Here is a 20,697-nt window from a genome sequence, read left to right as displayed (position 1 = left end):
AGAAGTTGAATTACATTGAAGTGGGCCAACAAATCCGGGCACTCTAATTGAGCGATGATTCTCAAAACCGTAGTTCGCTATAAATGCACGAAAAATACGTAAAAGAATTTAAGTTAGATGCGATCAGCATAGTACTTGAGTAGCAATTTACACGAGCTGAAAACACCCGCAGTATGGAAGTAAGTCCTAATTCAATTACTCGCTTAATCAAAGAGCATGAAAAGGTGCGATTAAAATGGCTAAATTACAAAAAGTAGATGGACTGGGTTGTCATATAGATGTTGACCGCGTCATAGCGTACCAAAGTACAGTCAATGGGTAAGCTCCTGTATTACCCAAGGACACTTCATAGAATATGTGCATCACCATGACAATCAGTGGTTATGGGCACTTTTTTACACGATTTAGCATATTAAACAGGTAATTTATTCCCATCGCTGAAAGCGCTAGTTTTTATGATGAATTCGCGTTGGCCTTATTTTACGCCCGCTTGAGCCAAATATAATACTACCTAAATTAATGGCTCAAAGGTTGCTGTATCAAGGCGTGAGTCAAGAGCAATAACGCTCTCAACCAAAGGAGATAGCTATGAGTGATGTGATTACAGGTCTATTCAAAAACCCCGCCGAAGCGAGTGCAGCCATAACCATGCTAGAACACAAAGGGTTCAGCGATGCGAATATTTCGTTAGTGGCAAACGACTCAATTTCCAAAGACAGTTTCGCCCTTACTGATCATTCTAAATTACCAGAAGGAGTTGCTATAGGTGCTTCATCGGGTGGTATATTGGCGGCGGTTGTTGGTGGCCTTGCTGCTGTTGGAGTAGTCGCGACAGGAGGTGTTGGTGTATTAGCTAGCGGTCCATTAGTTGCCGCTTTAGCTGCTGGCGGAGCCGGAGCGGCTGCAGGAGGCATTATTGGTGGAGCCATAGGCCTAGCGATCCCTGAGCATGAAGTGAAATTTTACGAAGACGCGATTGAAGAAGGTTCTGTATTAGTCGGAGTTCACTATGATAACAGTGATCAAAAAGACGTAATAAAAGAAACGTTTAAGCACTTTGACGACGTGAAAGTAGCCAGCGCGTAACAAAACAGAATAAGGCGTGGTGAGCTTAGTTCACCACGTCGCACTATTGTAATTCTTAAGTGGTTTGATCTTCCCCCGACTCTCTAGACACCGCATATTTAGATTGATGAGTTTTCACTGTTTAGTGCCAATCAGTTTCAAACATTAATACCACACATTTTAGTGCGGATTGAAGTGCAGGTTTCGATAGTTTCAAACTTTATGGAAGTGATAGAAAACGACCTACACAAAACCGTGAGGTTTACGCATTTTCAGTTGCAAACCATAATTACGAACCCGCTTTTAGCGGGTTTTGTCTTGTGCGGGTCTATTAAAGTATTAGGTTTTAAGCATAGTTACTATGCTATTAATCAGGCGGGTTATAGTAGAAAGCGTTCATCAGGAACATATACCCTTATGTCCGTTTTGAGCGAGAAGCCCGCATAGTCGAAACATGCTTTTACTAAATTAGAGCAGATTCTTCATCCCGAAGTGTTAGGACTTCATAACCTGTTTGGGTCACTAAGATTGTATGTTCCCACTGCGAAGAGAGCTTTCTATCCGCGGTGATAACCGTCCATCCATCCTTTTTGGTCTTCGTTTTTGCCCTACCTTGATTGATCATAGGCTCAATGGTAAAGGTCATTCCTTCTAACAAACATACTCCCGTTCCCGTCTTTCCATAGTGCAGAACTTGAGGGTCTTCATGCATTTCTCGACCTATGCCATGCCCACAATATTCTTTCACAACAGAGTACCCTTCCTTCTCTGCTAAACTTTGTATAGCCGCACCTATATCGCCTAATGTTGCACCGGGTTTAACTTTTCTAATACCTGCCCACATAGCTTCATACGTTTTATCCACCAGTCGTTTTGCCAGTGGACTTGCATCACTCATGATATACATTTTGCTTGAATCTGTGATGAAACCATTCTTCTCTAAGGTAATGTCTAGATTAACGATATCTTTTCGTTTCAGCTTATAATTGTCGTTTGGTACACCATGACAAACGACCTCATTTACTGATGAGTTTAAAGCGAATTTGTAGCCGTATTGGCCAACACTCGCTGGTCTTGCATTTAATGTATTACGTATATAATCGTCAACTTGATTATTAATAGCTAAGGTTGAAACGCCTTCTTTTACAAAACTATCCAACATTTTAAACACTTGAGCCAAAAGTTTTCCTGACTCACGCATTAACTCAATTTCTTCTGAATTTTTAATGTTTATTTGCATACTACTTCACAATTTTTAGCGATGTTTCGATAGTGGATTTAGCGAGTTCATTCGCAATAAGTTCTTGGAAAGTAGCGGTAGGATTTAGCTCAGCTAAACGTCCCATTTTAATCCAGAATTCAGCTTGGGCGTTTATAGAGCGAGACATTACTTGACAGCTTTGACGAACGTGATCGTGAACTTCATCGGAGATCTTAATTATTCCCATGATAAACATACCATATATAAAACATATACGAAGTGTATACACTCGTGTAACTCTTTACAATAGTTTAGAACTATCATAGACATGAGGTTTTGCTAAAAAAGGTGATTGAGGTTACAAATTCCACTGATGCCTTTCTGCTAATTTGAAGCAGACTTGTTATCGCTCGGCAATGCCTGCAATTGGCACAAACTTCTCAGTCAGGTTTAACCCTCAACTGAACGCTTTTAGGCTCGAAGCTGCCTGATTCAATTCCCTTGTGACTGCTCTGCCCAAGATAGCTGTCATTCATCTTGTACTCGCTTTTACTAATAGTTTACTCAAAAAATTAAGTACAAAGACAGAATCAGTCGTCTTTAATTGCGTCTTTATAAATTGCTAGTGGACTAGTTGAGGGTCCTAAATAAAACACTATAATTTCAACTTCTGTTAAACCCTCATTTTTCGCACTATGCCAGCTATTCACCAACTCAATAATCGTATCGCCCTCATTGAGAGTAATAGTTTGTCCACCATCTGATGTAAGGCTTAGCTGTCCTCTTACTAAATAGCCAAAGTTAATCAAGTCATGCTTGTGAGTTGCAATACTTGTTTTCGATGGGATTACAACTTTTATAATAGTAATTTCTGGACGCTTATCGAGATATTTGGGTAGCGTTCCAGAATCCCAACTCATAGAACTCTTCTGTAAAATTGAAAACTCTATTTGAGCTGGCTTTTGGGGCTTTATCGATTCACTGTAAGTTGCTGTTGAAAACAAGCAACTTACAGTGAAAAAGAAAGAAACGAAAATAGTCTTCATATCTGCGCTAAGCCTCCGTCAACTTGAAGGTCTACACCATTAATAAAACTTGCTTCGTCCGAGCATATGAAACAAATCGAATTAGCTATCTCTTTTGATGTAGCAAGGCGTCCAAGTGGCGTATTGGCTTTAACATGACTGATGACATCCTTCAAAACATCATCCTCATATCCAAATTTTTCTAAAATAGGTGTTTCTGTAACACCGGGAGATAAACAATTTACTCGTATACCCTTTGAACCTAGCTCTTGTGAGAAAGAACGAGTCAGTGAGCGAACAGCCGCCTTAGTCGCGCCATAAATAGCCCATGGTCCGCTACCCCGATTCGATTGAATTGAACCTATAAGTGCAATTGAAGCCCCATCACCTAGGAGGGGGAGCGATTTTTGCACTGTGAAGAACAGGCCTTTAACATTGATATCAAATGAAGCTTCGAAACTTTTTTCTGTAACATTTGTCAATTCTTCAGTTACAGCAATACCTGCATTAGCAATCAGAATATCAATCTTGATGTCCCGGCTAGACAGCGCACTGTAAAACGTTTCTAACTCATGAACCTTGCTGACATCGCAACGATGAACATGTAAAGATTCAGAATATTCAGCATTTAAATTTATTAAAACGTCTACGTTTCTAGAAATTGCATATACATGGTGACCTAAAGACAAATATTTCTTAGTTGTTTCCAACCCTATACCCGAATTAGCACCAGTAATGACTACATTAAGTTGCTTCATTTTAAAACCCGTTTTCTTTAACAAGGCTCAAACATATCCAATTTGTATTAATTTGTATTTCATATAGTGTGATATTTCCAATATAACGGATATGGCTGATGTAATGACAAAAGAAGACAAAGACAAATTTGAGTATATAGGTGTGTTTATTCGCAACTACAGGCAAGCAAATGGCTTAAGCCTACAAACTCTGGCTAACCTGTCCGGAGTGAGCCGTTCGATGATTTCTCAAATCGAGTCTTCAACTACGAGTCCGACACTGATGGTATTGCAAAAATTAGCTTCTTCAATGGATATTGATTTGAGAGATCTAGTTCAGCCTCCTGATCAAGGAGAGTCGATTTCCGTTAACGTTCCGAATGAAGCTAACAAAATTAGCAAACCAGATAGTCCGTTTGTTTGTCACTTACTGCAAAAGCATCAAAAACAAACATGCACAGAAATCTATCACTTTTATTTTCGTTTTACTGGAAGAACGGCTTTTGCTGCCAATATTAAAGGCTCCACAAAAAGTATTTGGTTAGATTCCGGATCTTTAACGCTTCAATTGTCCTCAAAGAAAATGATTATTAGAGAGAAGGAACTAGTTACCTTTGCGGCGAGCACTCCCCACAGGTTCGAAAGCGAGTTGAAAAACGGATTAGCGAAGGGGAGTTTTTTTGTAGTTTACTAACGAGTAGCATTTGCTAAGGAATAATTTACTGGGATAAGAACTACGAACAAAATTGAATGCTCTACGACCGCTTTTAGGCTCTAAGCTGCCTGTCACCAAAACCCTTCTCTATTTCTGCTAATGGCACTAACCAGACTAGCTGCTTTGAGCTTTCACCGAATGGTCAGCCCCAGTTATTCTAAATATTGAGTATCTTGGAAAAGAAACAACAACACCCAAAGTCATAAGGCACGCAATCGCAGCCTAATCAACAAACATAAGGTGTTCGGTTTATTTAACTTTAGGTGTCTAGATTGTTGTTGAATTGATTATGATCACTAAAAGACTTTTTAATACTGACTATACTCAATCCGCTGAGATGGCGTCGAGTCTGTTTTAGTGAAGCTTGTAATGTCATTGAAAAACACTTTTTATATTGTGAAGGAGAGTAATATGCGAACACGTAATATTTTATGGCCTACAGATTTTTCCGATACTGCATCACATGCTTTGCAATATGCCATTGAAATGGCGAATTTATATCAAGTGGGCATTCGTATTTTACACGTTGTCGAGCAGCCTTCAGGTGATGAGAATTATATGATCCTTGCGATAACGCCCCAAGAATTAGCAAAAAATATGGAAGACGCTGCGGCGAGTAAAATGCACGAATTATTAAGTCAATTGAATACTAATTTAAAGATTGAAACGGTTATTCGACATGGTGATGCCATCAATGAAATTTTGGCCGAGACTAACAGCGGTGACATTGGCATGGTGGTTATTGCTAGTCATGGAAGAACCGGACTTTCTCATTTTTTAAATGTTAACGTTGCAGAATCGATTATCAGAAAATCTGATTGCCCAGTGTTAGTAGTCAAATGAAATCGGCGTTTATTTCTTGTCTCGTTGTGGTTTTAGACGGGATAAAAGTGGACACCGAGTTGGATAAAAAATGAGCGCTTGGTAACGGTAGACTCGGGGCTTAACAGCGCAAAGGTGAAAGTTTAAAACTGGGAGCAGAGTCAACTTAAAACATCCATGGCAGTGAAGTTGAGTTTTTTGCACTCATTGTGCACACATCCATTGTGAAGTTCTTTAGCTATACCAGTATGTACTTTTTGGGCTTTTCCCTGTTGAATTGAGACAATAATGAAGGTCCGCAAGAGGTATAAAACACTAATTGCATAAAAAACCCTTACCGTCTGCCTTCTCAGTACTGCCGCTCTCGCGGCAGTCCAGTTGACGTTGAGGTGTTTGAATTTCGGGCTGTCTCAATTTCAAACGGCACGATATTAAGCAAAAATCTGCGGATACAAAATGATAGGTTCAGGTTGGATGCAGTTTCAAAATTTAATTCATTCGCACAGACTTTTTAAAAAACGCCAACTGCCCTTTCTAATATAAAGGTCGATATTTAGCCTCAACACACAGGCTTTAACTTACTGCAAAACCACGACATAAGTGTTGTGCCAAAAATCGATAATAAAAGCTGTTGTCACTTGGCCTAACACCTTGTTAGCATAGCGCCGATCTATCCCTAATTTGTGTATTTAGCGACCGTGTACGTCGCTATCATAAGGAGTGAACTTGAATAAAAGTATGCTAACCAATGCTGTTGCCTTGATATTGTTGATACTTGGCCTAGTGTTAGAAAATTCGATTATTACTACAGTGGGCATATTCGCTTTGTCTGGGGCAATCACGAACTGGCTCGCGATATATATGCTATTTGAAAGAGTCCCGTTACTTTACGGCTCAGGTGTTATCCCATTGCGCTTTGAGGATTTTAAAGCCGGTATACGCGATTTAATGATGACTCAATTTTTCACTGAGCAAAATATTGCTCGTTTTCTAAGTAGTGATAACCAACAACTTAAGCTGGACCTAGCACCAGTGCTGGAAAAGGTCGACTTAGAGCCAACATTTGATTCTTTGGTAGAGGTGATTAACGCGTCTTCTTTTGGCAGTATGTTGGGCATGTTTGGCGGGGCTGAAGCGCTTACTCCTCTTAAACAACCCTTCGTTGCAAAAATGAAAGAGTCGTTAATTGGTATCAGCCAAGACGAACGCTTTTTAAGCCTGTTAAGTAGTCAGCTTGAACAGCCAGATGTGATGCACGATGTGCAACAAAAAATTGAGTCTATTGTCGAGCAGCGTTTAAATGAATTGACCCCAAAAATGGTCAAAGAGATCATTCAAACCATGATTAAAAAACATTTAGGTTGGTTGGTCGTATGGGGCGGCGTGTTTGGTGGTCTAATTGGATTAATCACTATTTTATTAGTCGCTTAACCCAGCAATTTAACGTTATTTAGCCGTAAACATGCTTAATCAGTTTGCGGCGTACCTTGCCCAGCCTTTAGTCATAGTCGATTACCTTTCACAGTGCTGCGAAATTTCATATTCTACTTGGCTTTTATGTTCCCGCTCGTTACTGCTGTTTTAATAAGAAGCGGCAACAATAGGTATGTGAACAACTCGTGCTAGTTCGCTTGCCTGCTAAGCTAAAAAATAGTTAAATTAATTCTCACGCTCACTTGCAAATAATTCTCATTTAGATTAAATTAACCCTGCCTGTTTGATACTGAGTTTCACTGGTCCTGGCTTGGTGTCACATCCATGGCAGATATTTCAAAAGAAATATCTGCCTTTTTCCTTTTTTCTAAAAAAAACCCTTAAGTTAGACTAATTTACTACGCAATTATTGATATTTAGTCATCCGAGGAGTACGGTTCAGATATCGGTATTTTGAGGCAAATGAACTGCCCGAAGCTGAATTATTTTACGCTGAAGTGGATGACATGGAATGAAGTATCTTGCTAGTGGTAGAATGGCCAATGCCGTTTTTATATTGACGTTTGTAGTTGGAAGTATCATTGCACTACAACTTTTTAATACGGGCGTGTCAACTTATCGTGATCAAGAACTTGGTCATGCTCAACATCATCTTCAACAATTTGTTGCCCGGTACGATATTGCATTACAACAAACGATTTCGCGCAGTAGCAAACTATCTCAAGCGATCAGTAGCAACACGACTCTAGCCGAATCTGAGTTAAGAAATTTTATCCAACTGGTATACCCAAAACCGCAAGATGTTAGCGATATTTATTTGCTTAACTTTGCAAAAGCGAGTGATATTCAGATCCCTCGCTTTCATTTTTCACCTGAAATAGGTCTGTCATTGCCAGGCTCAATCGTTGGCGATGTCATCACCCCCTTTTTAGCTCAAGCACGCATTCGTAACGAAATAGTTGTCTCCCCTATTATTCCTTCGCCAACGGCCCAAGGGAAACTTCCAATATTTGTTATTGTTCAACCTATAGCTCGCCCAGCCAATCAGGACGAAAGAGCGTATTTGATCACAACGCACCGAGTCGCTTCTTTGACGCAAGCATTGCCTCAAGAGCTTTATAATGAGAATTACGCTTATGTTTTAGAAGATCATGAGCACAACCACTATGCTTATCCCGACGATAAAATGCTGGCGGATATTCCCATAAATGATACACAGCGGTCAGATATACCAAATTTAAATGTTCCGCTTAGCATTCTTGGACAGCAATGGCAGCTTTGGGTTTATCCACCAAATGCCAACTTACAGCCTGTCGATTGGTTTCATTATGTTTATTTGACGCTCGCTATTTTAGGTTGTTTGCTTGTCAGCTATTTATTACGCTCGGGTTTGATCCATCATAGGCAATTGCATCAACGCTTTTTGGATCAAGCTGAAGAATTGACCAATAAACAGGCACAACTCAGTCGCACTCAAGCAGCCTTGCTTGACAGTCAAAAGTCCGCAGAACGAGCACTAGGGGGCAAAACCCAGTTTATGACGACGCTGGGTCATCAAATACGCACGCCAGTAAACGGTATTATCGGCATGACCGATCTATGTATGCAGACCGAACTATCCCTTAAACAACAGGATTACTTACGTAAGATAAATGCATCCGCCCAACATTTGAATGCAGTATTGGGTGATTTATCAGATTACGCGCTACTGGAGTCAGGTGAGTTGCGATTAGTCGAGCTTCCATTTTCACTGCATGAAGTCGTTGATGGCTTGTACGCTATGCTGTCTAAAGAAGCACAAGACAAAGGTTTAGCATTTAATATTACTGTTCCCCATAATGTGCATTGCGATCTGATCGGCGATAGTCGACGACTTAGTGAAATCATGCTCAATTTGTGCATTAATGCTATTGAGCATACTACCAGCGGGCATATCCATCTGATTATGAGTGCTGAGCAAGACCAACCTACCTCGTCAATTAACAGCGAATATCAACTCACCTTTATGGTGACCGACACAGGTTCTGGCATCGGCAATGATGACATATCTAGACTGTTCAATAAGGGTCAGCCACTAAGCAAACAGAAAAACGTTAATGGCGGCTTAGGGCTGTCTATTAGTCAAGCATTATGCAAGTTAATGGGTGGGGAAATTACCGTAAGTAGTCAGTTAGGTATCGGCAGCTGTTTTACAGCTCAAGTAAATTTGAAGCTGAATAATCTGATCATTACCGCACCAGATCACCCCAAAAAATTATCAAAACCTCAAAGGGTTATGGTTATCGACGATAACCCTATTTCTCTAACAATGCTCGAACACGCACTAACGAGCATGGGGGCGACCGTTAGCGGCTATCACTTCGCCAACGATGCCCTTGATGCATTAATTGAGGAAGACCAGCCAGACGTTATATTACTCGATTGGGTAATGCCACAAATGGGCGGCCTTGCATTTTTGACTCGCTTGCAGCACTTAGACAAAAAAATCACCAGTCGAATATTGGTTTTAACTGCTTATGATGGCAAAAGCATCACCCGCATGACCCAGCATTTCACCGTTGAACGTATTCTGAGCAAACCGTGCCGCAATGAAGAGTTGTTTCATATTATCGAGGGCAATGACACTATTCCCATGACCAACACGCTAGAATCCACTTTAGATGGACTGGTTGTAATAGTCGCCGAAGACAACATGATCAACCAAGAAATTATTTGTGAACTGTTAACACAAGAAGGTGCAACGGTGATCCCGGCCAATGACGGGCAGCATTGTATTGATGAACTAGCGCGCGCGGAGCATGTTGATATTATTTTAATGGATATCAACATGCCAATTATGGATGGGTTAGACGCCCTAAAAGTTATTCGCCAAGATCTCGCCATGAAGAGTTTACCTATTGTTGCCTTGACCGCGAATGTGCTTGAGCAAGATAAAGAGAAATATTTGCAGCAGGGCATGAACGAACATTTGGGCAAGCCTTACGATAGAGACCAAATTGTTGAGTGTATTTTACGGCTAACTCACAGAGACTAATGGTAAACGGCCCGTTACACTTAGTTGCGGGTCTGTTTAGCCATTTCAATAAACGCGTTCTGATATTCAGGGCGCGCTTCGCCAGCTCGAAAGCCCACATGAATATCTTTAAAAATGCCCTGTTGACCTAATCTGACCGGAACTATCGGTAAGTCTTTCTGGTGTTGTTCCACCAGCCATTTTGGCAAGGCAGAAACGCCGCGTCCAGCACTGACCATTTGTAACATGATTTCAGTCGTTTCAATGGTTCGATGCCTTTTGACCCCTGCCCCAGCTGGAGTTAAAAACTGACTGAAAATATCTAACCGACTCGCTTCAACTGGATAGGTAATCAGCACTTCGTTATTCAAATCTTGTGGCTTAGCAAAACGTTGGCTGGCTAAAGGGTGTCCATGCGCTACCACTAAAACATGTTCATAGTTAAATACGGGAAGATACTCTAAGCCCTTTTGAAATAATGGGTCAGGGGTGATTAACATATCGATATCATAACCAAGTAATGCACCTAGACCGCCGAACTGAAATGCTTGACGCACGTCCACGTCCACATCAGGGTACTGATTAAGAAATGGCGCGACGACTTTTAGTAACCATTGATAGCATGGATGACATTCCATGCCGATACGCAGCGAACCGCGTTGTCCTTGGGCAATTTGTTTAATCAACTGCTCACTATGCTCAAATTGCGGTAATACCCGGTTCGCTAAGTTTAATAAGCCTTGTCCCGCCTGTGTTAAGCGCAATCGGCGACCGTCTTTTTGCCATACTGGTGCCCCCAAATGCGCTTCTAGTTTTTTAATACCATGACTCAGCGCCGATTGCGTGAGATACAAGGCATTCGCAGCTTCAGTTAAGGTGCCATGTTTATCCACAGCATGAATAATGGCTAAGTGATGTCGTTCAAGCATTGGCTAATAAACCTATGAGTAAAATTCATGGAATACTAAAAATATAGCATTATTTTTACTGGGTTATTATGACTATTATCCGTTTATCGCACCTCAATTGAAGGGATATATAGCTAAACGACATAACTTAGAGTCCCCGCTAATTGGTAATAAACGCGAGCTCGAATTTTTACTCGAAGCTGATTGGCAGGACAAAAATGCTCAGGCTAGGTTAGAACAAGAAAGTAAAAACCTGCGCTTAGGGCAGCTTGAAACACAGTAAACAAGGGATTTTGTGCAAGTCGGTGATTTTTCATTTTAAGACCAAATACTCGATACCCGCTTTTTATTAGGCAATACCGGTATTACCAGCGGCTATTTGCGAGTCTAACGTTAAGCCCGAAACCTAAATGCGTTTTGGGCTTTTTATAACGTGACTTGAATCAAATGACTATCTCGCCTTCTTAATTTTCAACGCACGTTTAACCTTGCCTTTAACGAAACGCCAAGGTGTTTGCGGCCCCTTAGGCACACATAAGCGTAAATGCGCATAGTCTTCATCGTTAAGCTGTACTTCGCCGCCATGGGCAAGTAATAACGAATGGGGCTGAATATCGATTAGCCGCTCAACTGAATGACCATACAGTTCTGGGAAAAAAACCGGAAAGGGTGGGATAAAGCGTTTTTTTACTTTGACCACTAAATCCGCCACATACATTCGCCGACTCGGCATATGCATAATAGATAAGTCTCGGTCAGTATGCCCTGGCGTTTCAAAAACACACCACTCATCAAACCCAGGGATAACTTGCTTGTCGGTTAATTTTATATCGGGTTTTAGCGTTTTAGCGTACCACAAACTTTTACGTTTACGCCCCAGCCGCCCTGCGACCCAACGTGCCAGCGTAATATCCGTTAAGTACATTAACCAACCACTGACGCCTTTGTACCAAGAATGCTCTGCATCTGCAGATACAATTTCACATCCAGTTAAGCGTCGCAATTCATGCGCAGCGCCTGCATGATCAGGATGCATATGGGTCACCATCACGGTTTTTAAATCAGTAAAAGGACGATTCAGCTCATCGATAATAAATGCTTTTAGGGTATCTACATCCGCACGAGTACATCCATCAAGTAGCATCAGGCCATTTGGATACTCAACCAAATAAATAGACTGAATATAGCCTGGTAAGTGATGTAACTTCATAAATACAACCGCTCTTATTAACTAATTTTTATCCCACTGCACCATACGTTGCCAAAGCACTACAGCATACTTTTTGTTTTAAATAGTTAACCCAAAAAAATCAATATAAGGATGTAACTTTCATACCTGCAGGGGTATTTAGCTTGATAATGTTTTCTTACTCTTTGTATCGCTCGCACTTTATCCACCATAAATTAATAAGAGGTTGCTATGCAAAAATCGTTTTAGCACAATGTTGCTCGCAATTGTTTGCCTATAGCGCGCAACAATATCGTATCGTTAATAAAACCCCATCAACCTGAAATTCCAAGGAACGTACTGTGACCAAATCTGAAACACCCACCTCATTATATGTCGTCGTGGGCTCTCAAAACCCTGTAAAGGTTAACGCAGCGAAAAATGCTATTGCTATGCTCTACCCAGAACGCAATGTGATTTGTCAGGGTATGCACGCCCCGTCTAACGTGGCAGAACAACCCATGACAAGTGAAGAAACCCGTATTGGGGCAGTTAACCGAGTCAAATTTTGTCAGGAAAATGCCGAAGCGGATTTTTACATAGCTATGGAAGGCGGTGTGGATAAGTTCGAATATGGGCCAGCTACATTTGCTTATATCGTTATAGCAAACCATGAACGCCAATCAATTGGGCGCGGCGCGATTATGCCCATTCCTGAATCTGTTTATCAGGCATTAGCTGATGGGCAAGAATTAGGGCCATTAATGGACAAACTCTTTAACACGCAAAATATCAAACAAAAAGGTGGAGCAATTGGCTTACTGACCAATGGCAATGCGACCCGAGAAGGTAATTATACTCACGCGATAGTGCTGGCTATGGCACCTTTTTTACATCCAGAGTTATATCCTGTTAAGTTTCAGAGCAACTAAGCTAATTGATATCCCCTAGAAGGTAAGGGATACGCGCACACCAAGATGTTCGCCGTCTGCAGTTAATCGATTTTCAATTTGAATATCTGCACCATGAAACTGGGCAATAACTTTAGCCATATATAATCCTAGGCCAAGATGGGGTTGAGTAGAGCCATGCTCACTTCGCACTGAAACCATTGAATCGAAGAGCTTGTCTTGCATATCTTGTGGTAGAGCTGGACCGTCGTTATCGATCGTGAGTAAATGATGATTGCCACTTTGCCCGAAGGTAACCTTTATGACTGTATGGGTTGGGCTAAATTCCAGCGCATTAGCGATTATTTTATCCAGCATTTGTCCAAATAGGTCTGCCGACCCGGAAAGCATGGTGCCTTCATGTTGATTATTAAAGGTAAATTCATGGCTGGAATACGTCATACGATAACCCGCCACATACCCTTCTAGCAGTGCAGTTATATCAAACTCCTCCCGCTCACTGCTTTGAATTGCCTGTTCGAGGCGTGTTGCCTCACTCATATTGTTTAAGATCGTACTTAAGCGTTTTATACCCAGTTGTGCACGGTCAATATATTGTGCATCTTCTGGGCTTTGCTCACTAAGCTGTAAATTTTCTAGAGAGGATTTAACGATCGCCACTGGCGTGCGTAATTCATGAGACAAGCGAGCCGACATGTTCTGTAAATAGGCGTTATATTGTCCCAACTTTCCCAATACTATGTTAAACGTGGTGGCCAAGTCGCCGATTTCATCGCGCGCATTGGCATTGGGGATCGTTGCCACTATCTTGCCGTTACTATCGATTGCCGCTTCTGTTTGGTTTCTTAGCTTACGAATACGAAATGACATACGTGACGCAAACAAAAATAAGGCTAATGTGCCTAGCCCCATCACTGCTAAAATCACATGAAAAAGTTTTTCTAGCGCGCGGTTTCTCAGCGTGCGTATACCATTTGTTGTTTGCTCAACAACCACCGCACCCATTACATTTTCATCTATATAGATAGGATGAGCAGCAGATAGTATCACCGCTTTATTGTCTGGACTTAAACGCCACAACGAAGCAGGTGTACCCGCCAACGCATCATTAATATCTTGGCCCTGAAGCGCATAAGCATCTTGCAAGTCGTCGATAAATTCCGCTGGCGGCTTAGTTAAAATTTGGTAGTAAATAGGCAGTAGCCAATCACGTTCTATTTTTTGCCACCAGTCAGTATCATTTGGGCTTTCAGCCGTGTAAGCCGTGGCGCTCAACCCCACAGATTTATGAATACTTCCCGAGCGTGCTAACACCCGTTTATGTTTATCAATCACCCACACCCGCGCGTTGGAATACTTAAGGCCTTTGATAATTTTTTCAATTTCTGGTGATGGCACCAATACAGTGCCAAGGGCATCAACTTTGTTCGGATTAGCAGTGCCAATGCGATAACGCATGCTGCGCGTAACGGGATCATCCACGTCGGTAATGGCAAAGGCAATTTTACTGCTCATCATCCCGAGCGGGAAACGTAGTTCAATATTATAGCCTTGCTCGGTGTTCAGCCAGCGTCCTTGAATTTGAGTTTCTAGCGCCACTGGTCGCATAGAGTCCAACGGCTCTGATAGTAAATAGGCATTCACCCAACCGGCTTCCTGTGGCGCAACCACATAGCGTTTAAAGCTGTCGTCTGGCGCTGTCATCGCTATTTGTAGGTAATCATTACGATCAACCCGTAAACTGTCTTTATTACGCAGCAGCACCGCCTCGTCGGTTACTTCAAACATGGCGTACAAATACATACCGAACTGCCCGACCATATGCCTAAAGTGAAAACTGTCAGGCTGATATTCAACGTCGAAATTCAATAAATGAGCTTGCCCATACTCGATACTCAAGTGTTGATAGTCGAGCCAGTCATCCAAATTACCGTCCAGACGAATGGGATCGTGAATTTTATGAGCGTATAGATCAGTACCAGGTTTCACATCGGTTAAGTAAGCACTTTGTGTATCGAACAAAGAAGGACGTTCGTGAAGCGCGGTTGCCACTGCTCTCGCAGTGCCGACCATAGTTTGCTCTTGCCCTATGCGCAGGTAACTTTCTAGTTCCCACACGAATTGATACCCCAGCCAGGGAATAGCAAATAGAAAAAGTGATAGAGCCAGCAACTTTACGCGGATCCCGAAACGCAGACGAAATGGTCGTCTAGTTGAAGGTTTATTTACTGGCTGACTGAATGAGCTTGGCATAGAGGGTTATTTTTCAATTCCATTTTTCCAGCGATAACCCATACCATAAACTGTTTCGATACGATCAAATTCGCTGTCCACTTGCTGAAATTTCTTACGAATACGCTTGATATGAGAGGTAATAGTGCTGTCATCAACCACCATTTTAGATTCATCCATCAATTGTTGGCGACTCTTTACATGTCCAGCATATTTAGCGATGGCATGCAGCATCCAAAACTCGGTCACTGTTAGTTCTATATCCTGCTCTTTCCAACTAACCGTCATGCGTTTGCTGTCAATACTCAACGCACCTGTTTGAATAACGTCTTCGGATAATTGAGGCTGATTCAACAAAGCCACTCGGCGAAACAAGGCTGCGATACGCGCCAGCAAATGCGGTAGGCTGATATCTTTGGTTAAGTAATCGTCCGCCCCCATTCGTAGACCACAAATAATGTCGTAGTCGTTATCTCGCGCGGTAAAAAAGATGATTGGCAATGTTTTAGATAAACTGCGCAACTGCTGACATACCATAAAACCGCCGTCTATTTCCCCCTGCAAACCAATATCTATGATCGCCAAATCAGGTAAGCGCTGAGCAAAGCCTTGCTCTGCTTGTTGCCTATTGGGGTAACAAATGACTTCGTAACCTTGTTTTTTCAGCGCTCCAGCGTAATTCTCTCGAATAGCGAGGTCATCTTCTACTAGCGCAATACGTTGAGACATAACTACTCTCGTTGAAATTTGTGCGCTCACTATATCCTAAAATACCGGCTGTTTTGACGTACAACAGCAAATTCCATTTTTTCGCCACAATTGCCCCACAGATTGCCATTTTTCACCCACTAATTAGCCTCAAAGTCCCTGTGTAATAGCGCTAATACATAACTGTTCACACAATCTGGAGTATGCCATGAAATATGCAGCCATCGCGTTAACCCTATCGCTTATTATCAACCACGCAATTACGCCATTAGCTTTGGCTGACACAAATGCAGCGCGCACGTTGAAAAAGCAAAACACTCAGAATGACGCTCTGGGTTTTGGCTCAGGGGCATTATTTGGCACGGCCATCGCTGGCCCCGTAGGCGGTGTGGTAGGCGCTATATTCGGTTTATTTATTTCCAATGATGTTAATAACGATAAAGCGCTTGTTCGTGCAGAATCTGCTCTGGCAAACAAAGATCAACAATTACTCGCACTGCAGTCGGCTAATAACCTTATGCACCAGCAAAACATGACCCAATTAGCCAGCTTAAAAGCAATACGTGCTGATGGCGCGGGGATAGTTGAAAGTAACGTGAGTACGACACCTATTGAAACCAGCATACAATTTCGCACTGGATCTTATCTAGTAGAACCCCATTACCAGCGCCAATTAAATTTGTTCGCCCAAGTACTGCGCCAGTCACCCGAATTACAGGCTACGTTAACGGGTTACGCTGATAAACGTGGCAATTCAAATTTCAATCAAGCGCTTTCACAACAACGCGCTATCAGCGTAAAAAAGTATCTTACTAAGCAAAACGTAAACCCTACACAACTGCGCACCGAATCGTTTGGTGAGACCCAAGGACTGGATACCAAACATGATCAAGAAGAATTATTTTTCGCTCGTAAAGTGACGGTTTCAATCAGTAACACCCCGTCAGTATCAATTATGGCCCGGGCAACTCACTAACATAGCCAAATCAAACGGAGAACAGGAATGTCCCTTTTACTCAAACTTAGCGGCTTATTGCTGGTGATTTGCACAATAGGTGTATTGCACAGTGCCGCGTCACAGTACTTGATTCAACCAGAGCTCAATGGAGACATTATGCATAAAGAACAGCAAAGCCCAGTCAAATACCGCCAAGTAGTCGCGGATAAACAAATACCGCAAAACGTATATGTTGATAGCATCAATGATGTAGCACAAGGCAGCCTATTTTATACCCGCCAGCAGCCACCAATTGAACAGAATAATACGCAAAGCGAAACCGGCGTTCTTGAACACAAGCGCAGTTATCAATTGAGTCCCCTATTAAGTACAGATGTAAAAATTCGTGTGACTGGCATGATTGCTCGCACTCAGGTCACGCAGCGTTTTCATAACCCAAGTCAGGATTGGGTTAATGGTATCTATGCCTTTCCGCTACCAGAAAATGCTGCGGTAGATCATCTCAGCATTACCATAGGTGAGCGCGTAATCAACGGGATAATCATGCCTAAAGAACAAGCTAAAGCGCATTTTGAAAAAGCCCAAAGCCAAGGCAGAAAAGCGAGCTTAATAGAGCAACGCCGACCCAACCTTTTCACAAATTCGATAGCCAATATTGGCCCACTTGAATCCCTGAGTATCACCATTGAATATCAGCAAGTCGTGAGCTTAGATGAGCAAACGTTTAGTTTGCGTTTCCCTATGACGATAACTCCTCGCTATTCGCCCACTACCCGCCATCCCCACACAAAAGGCATCGTGGCAAGTGTGAACGAACAAGGCTGGGCTTCGAGTACTGCCGTCTTAAGCCAACAAATAAAACCTGTTGCTGAAACCACTAATCCCATTAGTATAAGCGTGGATCTAGACAGCGGTTTTTTACTCAATGCTAATGATATTGTCAGTGAGCACCACAAGGTAACCATATCGCCAAAAAATAAAGCCTCGAGCCACGATAAAATGCAGGACTTCCACATCAGTTTTGCTCAGCAGCAACCGGCTAATCAGGATTTCAGTTTGACGTGGCGTCCCGCTGCAAGTGATTTACCCAGCGCCGCACATTTCAGTGAAATTCAAGGTGGGTATCGTTACGGCCTCGTAATGTTGACACCTCCGTTGCAAGACACGCCTAACAAACAACCCATGCCAAGAAACGTTATTCTTTTGCTCGACACATCAGGCTCCATGGCGGGCGAGTCAATCGTACAAGCTAAACAAGCGGTCGCTTTTGCCCTCACCCAGCTACATGCCGACGATAAGGTGAATATTATTGAGTTTAACGACCAACCAAGACCCCTTTGGGATCGCGCAATGCCAGCCAATGCCGCTAATATTCAGCGCGCTAAAAACTGGGTATCTGGTTTAATTGCCGATGGCGGAACGGAAATGGCTCCTGCTTTAACGCTCGCTTTGCACAACAAAACTGCAACGAATAACGAGGGCACTTCACCTGTCAACTCGACGCTGCGCCAAGTCGTTTTTATCACCGATGGCAGTGTCAGCAACGAAGATGCGTTGATGAACCTTATCGAAAACGAGCTAGACAACAGCCGCTTATTTACCATTGGTATAGGCTCAGCGCCCAATAGCTACTTTATGACCCAAGCAGCACAAGCTGGTCGCGGCACGTTCACTTACATTGGCGATGTAAATCAAGTTCAGCAAAAAATGCGTGAACTATTTAATAAGCTAACGACACCTGTGATGCAAGACATTCATATCGACTTTGTCAGAGAAACAGAGTTCTATCCGAATGTTATTCCCGATTTATATGCTGCCCAGCCAGTCGTTATTCACTATCGGGTACCCGTGCTTCACAGCAAAAATGGCACGGCCGTGCAACAATCCGACAATGCTATCAAAGTAACGGGACGGCAATCGGCACTGCCATGGTCAGTACGTATGCCACTTAGCCCCACACCTCAACGTACAGGGTTAGGCGTGGCGTGGGCAAGACAGAAAATAACCCAACTAAGCAATACTTTACGTCGAGAACAGAATCAAGAGATGCGTCAAATATGGCAAAAAAGCATCACAGATCTTGCGCTGGAACACCATATCGTTAGCCAGTTCACTAGCTTAATTGCAATTGATGAGCAAATATCCAGACCCAAAAATGAAAACAGCAAAAACAAACCTATTCAGCATAACTTACCAGCAGGCTCCACGATGATGGCAGGAAACCTGCCGCAAACGGCCAGTAATATGCCATTGCACATAACCCTAGGACTATTGCTTATAGGGGTCGCGTTGTGCGCCCGTTCAAAACAGGTAGTATAAAAAGACGACAGCCAGCCCGCAGGTTTCGCATAAAAAGTGCGCATCTTCAGGCTGTTGCGCTTATCTGCTTAATCAGTGGCGGATTGTTTTTTTCTCATGGCATATATATGTGGGCCAAAGCACAATTAGCTCAAGTATTAATTGCCCAGGCTTGGCAAAATGCTTTGCAGGTCACCGCGCTTGCAGCGAGTAAACCTCGAATAACGTCAAACGCTGTTAAGCAAAGTCAAAACATTAAACCATGGCCTTGGGCAGACACCTACCCTGTGGCTAAATTACAATTCGCCCAGCAATCATTATATGTATTGGCTGGGGCGTCAGGACGTACAATGGCATTTGGTCCAGGGCATATGAGCCCAACGCCATTGCCGTTCGAAGGCGGTAATAGTGTTATAACGGGCCACAGAGACACCCACTTTTCGTCACTGCAATACCTTAATAATGGGGATTTAATAGAGGTAGAAACGCTTACGGGCAAAGGGCAATATAGGGTGACAGAAACATTTATTGTGGATCAGAGTCAAACCCAAATCATCGAATCACAAAACCAAGACCAACTCACCCTGATCACCTGTTATCCATTTAATTCAATATTACCGCAGCCAACCTTACGTTTTGTGGTTAGCGCACAGCGCGTGTTCAATGTGTCCAGTAGCTAATTGATAATCTAAACAATAACGGTCGTTTGCCAGATGTTTTTCCAGGTTTTTCGTTACATTGATTGGTGGCGTGGTAAGCCCATAAGACTCTGTATTTATTAGTTGTAAATTACTAGTGTAGTTTATGCTTTAAAATACAATGGAAATGTAAACGTTATAATATCCCAAAACAAAAATTATGTTTGTGTAGTGGTCATGTAATATTGTGCGACGCACTGCAAGGTCGAATAATTACTCTAATGGGGTGTATTTATACGCATTACTCGGCTCAAACTTTTTTGGAGAATAGGAATATTAGAACCAGCAACCTCACATTATCGGCAAATTGTTGAAATCGTGTACCTTTATGAGGGCATTGACGATGATATGGTTTGCTAAAGTCCCCGACTGACCACTTTAGCTCTGCTTGGTCTAGCTTATTTGGCCTCCCATTCAACAGACGTAAAAACATTGATTGATACTTTCTTTCACACAGATGAGTATACTCGCACCGCTCGATGATTTTTATTTATAGACATTTAATAAATTGTTATTGATCATTAAGTTACTTAGACCCAATGATAAAACTAACTTTCAGTTTGATCACAACATATTAAACGACCATTGCCCAGTATTTTGAGGTATAAGCGGTTGTAAGTCGATAATCAGACTAAGTTGCCAACCTTGCTTATTCAGGATAAATGAATTCACTCTCTTAGCCGTTCAAATATTTTGAATTGGGAGACGTGTCAATACACCCACTACTGTGACTTCGCTATCCGCAGTGTTGCCGAGAATTAACAGTCTAATTATGCCAATAAACCACCTAACAGCCCCGATATC

At 42.3% G+C, this 20,697-nt stretch carries 18 protein-coding genes and 1 pseudogene; 11 read left to right on the top strand and 8 right to left on the bottom strand.

Annotated features, from left to right (window positions below; genetic code table 11):
• Positions 1-83 precede the first annotated feature (83 nt).
• Positions 84-224, top strand: a pseudogene (locus tag GQR89_RS21675) (transposase); the annotation flags it as partial.
• Positions 225-588: 364 nt separating this feature from the next.
• On the top strand, positions 589-1,086 hold the full coding sequence (locus GQR89_RS01910) for a hypothetical protein (RefSeq protein WP_158768492.1): 498 nt from the start codon (positions 589-591) through the stop codon (positions 1,084-1,086).
• Positions 1,087-1,528: 442 nt separating this feature from the next.
• Here GQR89_RS01910 and map read toward each other — a convergent pair whose 3' ends face one another.
• The 4 genes from map to GQR89_RS01890 all read right to left on the bottom strand — a co-directional run bounded on the left by map (position 1,529) and on the right by GQR89_RS01890 (position 4,049).
• The gene (gene map, locus GQR89_RS01905; RefSeq protein WP_158768491.1) at positions 1,529-2,305 is read right to left on the bottom strand and encodes a type I methionyl aminopeptidase; all 777 of its coding nucleotides are present in this window, start codon (positions 2,303-2,305) and stop codon (positions 1,529-1,531) included.
• 1 nt (position 2,306) lies between these two features.
• A complete protein-coding gene (locus tag GQR89_RS01900; protein WP_158768490.1) occupies positions 2,307-2,513 on the bottom strand; it encodes a ParD-like family protein in 207 nt (68 codons plus the stop codon).
• A 343-nt stretch (positions 2,514-2,856) separates the two neighbouring features.
• Positions 2,857-3,312 (bottom strand): cupin domain-containing protein, encoded by a 456-nt coding sequence (locus GQR89_RS01895; RefSeq protein ID WP_158768489.1) that lies wholly within the window; start codon positions 3,310-3,312, stop codon positions 2,857-2,859.
• Positions 3,309-4,049, bottom strand: a complete 741-nt coding sequence (locus tag GQR89_RS01890; RefSeq protein ID WP_158768488.1) for an SDR family NAD(P)-dependent oxidoreductase — start codon at positions 4,047-4,049, stop codon at positions 3,309-3,311. The genes GQR89_RS01895 and GQR89_RS01890 overlap by 4 nt, the downstream gene beginning before the upstream one ends.
• Before the next feature lie 103 nt (positions 4,050-4,152).
• Between GQR89_RS01890 and GQR89_RS01885 the strand changes: the two genes are divergently transcribed.
• The 4 genes from GQR89_RS01885 to GQR89_RS01870 all read left to right on the top strand — a co-directional run bounded on the left by GQR89_RS01885 (position 4,153) and on the right by GQR89_RS01870 (position 10,033).
• Positions 4,153-4,722: a helix-turn-helix domain-containing protein gene (locus GQR89_RS01885; RefSeq protein WP_158768487.1), complete on the top strand. Its 570-nt coding sequence runs from the start codon at positions 4,153-4,155 to the stop codon at positions 4,720-4,722.
• 432 nt (positions 4,723-5,154) lie between these two features.
• On the top strand, positions 5,155-5,586 hold the full coding sequence (locus GQR89_RS01880) for a universal stress protein (protein ID WP_158768486.1): 432 nt from the start codon (positions 5,155-5,157) through the stop codon (positions 5,584-5,586).
• A 705-nt stretch (positions 5,587-6,291) separates the two neighbouring features.
• Positions 6,292-6,996 carry a DUF445 family protein gene (locus GQR89_RS01875; RefSeq protein WP_158768485.1) on the top strand — a complete coding sequence of 235 codons (705 nt, stop codon included), beginning with the start codon at positions 6,292-6,294 and terminating at the stop codon, positions 6,994-6,996.
• Positions 6,997-7,510: 514 nt separating this feature from the next.
• Positions 7,511-10,033, top strand: a complete 2,523-nt coding sequence (locus tag GQR89_RS01870; RefSeq protein WP_158768484.1) for a response regulator — start codon at positions 7,511-7,513, stop codon at positions 10,031-10,033.
• Positions 10,034-10,053: 20 nt separating this feature from the next.
• Here GQR89_RS01870 and GQR89_RS01865 read toward each other — a convergent pair whose 3' ends face one another.
• Entirely contained in the window at positions 10,054-10,941 is an 888-nt protein-coding gene (locus GQR89_RS01865) for a LysR family transcriptional regulator (RefSeq protein WP_158768483.1), read from the bottom strand.
• 97 nt (positions 10,942-11,038) lie between these two features.
• Here GQR89_RS01865 and GQR89_RS21670 point away from each other — a divergent pair, with 97 nt between their 5' ends.
• Complete coding sequence (locus GQR89_RS21670; RefSeq protein ID WP_158768482.1) at positions 11,039-11,203, top strand: hypothetical protein; 165 nt, start codon at positions 11,039-11,041, stop codon at positions 11,201-11,203.
• Between the two features lie 168 nt (positions 11,204-11,371).
• Here GQR89_RS21670 and GQR89_RS01855 read toward each other — a convergent pair whose 3' ends face one another.
• The gene (locus tag GQR89_RS01855; protein ID WP_158768481.1) at positions 11,372-12,130 is read right to left on the bottom strand and encodes an MBL fold metallo-hydrolase; all 759 of its coding nucleotides are present in this window, start codon (positions 12,128-12,130) and stop codon (positions 11,372-11,374) included.
• A gap of 320 nt (positions 12,131-12,450) precedes the next feature.
• On the opposite strand from GQR89_RS01855, the gene yjjX reads away from it, so the two are divergent.
• Positions 12,451-13,020 carry an inosine/xanthosine triphosphatase gene (yjjX, locus tag GQR89_RS01850; RefSeq protein WP_158768480.1) on the top strand — a complete coding sequence of 190 codons (570 nt, stop codon included), beginning with the start codon at positions 12,451-12,453 and terminating at the stop codon, positions 13,018-13,020.
• Between the two features lie 15 nt (positions 13,021-13,035).
• Here the strand turns inward: yjjX and pdsS are convergent, their stop codons facing one another.
• Positions 13,036-15,252 carry a proteobacterial dedicated sortase system histidine kinase gene (gene pdsS, locus GQR89_RS01845; protein WP_158768479.1) on the bottom strand — a complete coding sequence of 739 codons (2,217 nt, stop codon included), beginning with the start codon at positions 15,250-15,252 and terminating at the stop codon, positions 13,036-13,038.
• A gap of 6 nt (positions 15,253-15,258) precedes the next feature.
• Positions 15,259-15,960, bottom strand: coding sequence for a proteobacterial dedicated sortase system response regulator (gene pdsR / locus GQR89_RS01840; RefSeq protein ID WP_158768478.1), 702 nt, complete (start codon positions 15,958-15,960; stop codon positions 15,259-15,261).
• Positions 15,961-16,147: 187 nt separating this feature from the next.
• Here pdsR and pdsO point away from each other — a divergent pair, with 187 nt between their 5' ends.
• From pdsO to GQR89_RS01825, 3 genes are read left to right on the top strand one after another with little or no spacing between them, the layout of a single operon-like run.
• Positions 16,148-16,915: a sortase-associated OmpA-like protein PdsO gene (gene pdsO, locus GQR89_RS01835; protein ID WP_158768477.1), complete on the top strand. Its 768-nt coding sequence runs from the start codon at positions 16,148-16,150 to the stop codon at positions 16,913-16,915.
• Between the two features lie 27 nt (positions 16,916-16,942).
• Complete coding sequence (locus tag GQR89_RS01830) at positions 16,943-19,216, top strand: marine proteobacterial sortase target protein (protein WP_158768476.1); 2,274 nt, start codon at positions 16,943-16,945, stop codon at positions 19,214-19,216.
• On the top strand, positions 19,189-19,875 hold the full coding sequence (locus GQR89_RS01825; RefSeq protein ID WP_255455664.1) for a class GN sortase: 687 nt from the start codon (positions 19,189-19,191) through the stop codon (positions 19,873-19,875). The genes GQR89_RS01830 and GQR89_RS01825 overlap by 28 nt, the downstream gene beginning before the upstream one ends.
• The last annotated feature ends 822 nt before the right edge of the window (positions 19,876-20,697 follow it).

The sequence above is a fragment of the Paraglaciecola sp. L1A13 genome, from assembly GCF_009796745.1.
In the GTDB taxonomy this organism is placed as follows: Bacteria; Pseudomonadota; Gammaproteobacteria; order Enterobacterales; family Alteromonadaceae; genus Paraglaciecola.
Note: the sequence above shows the minus strand (reverse complement) of the source record. Positions and strands in the feature narration are given on the sequence as shown.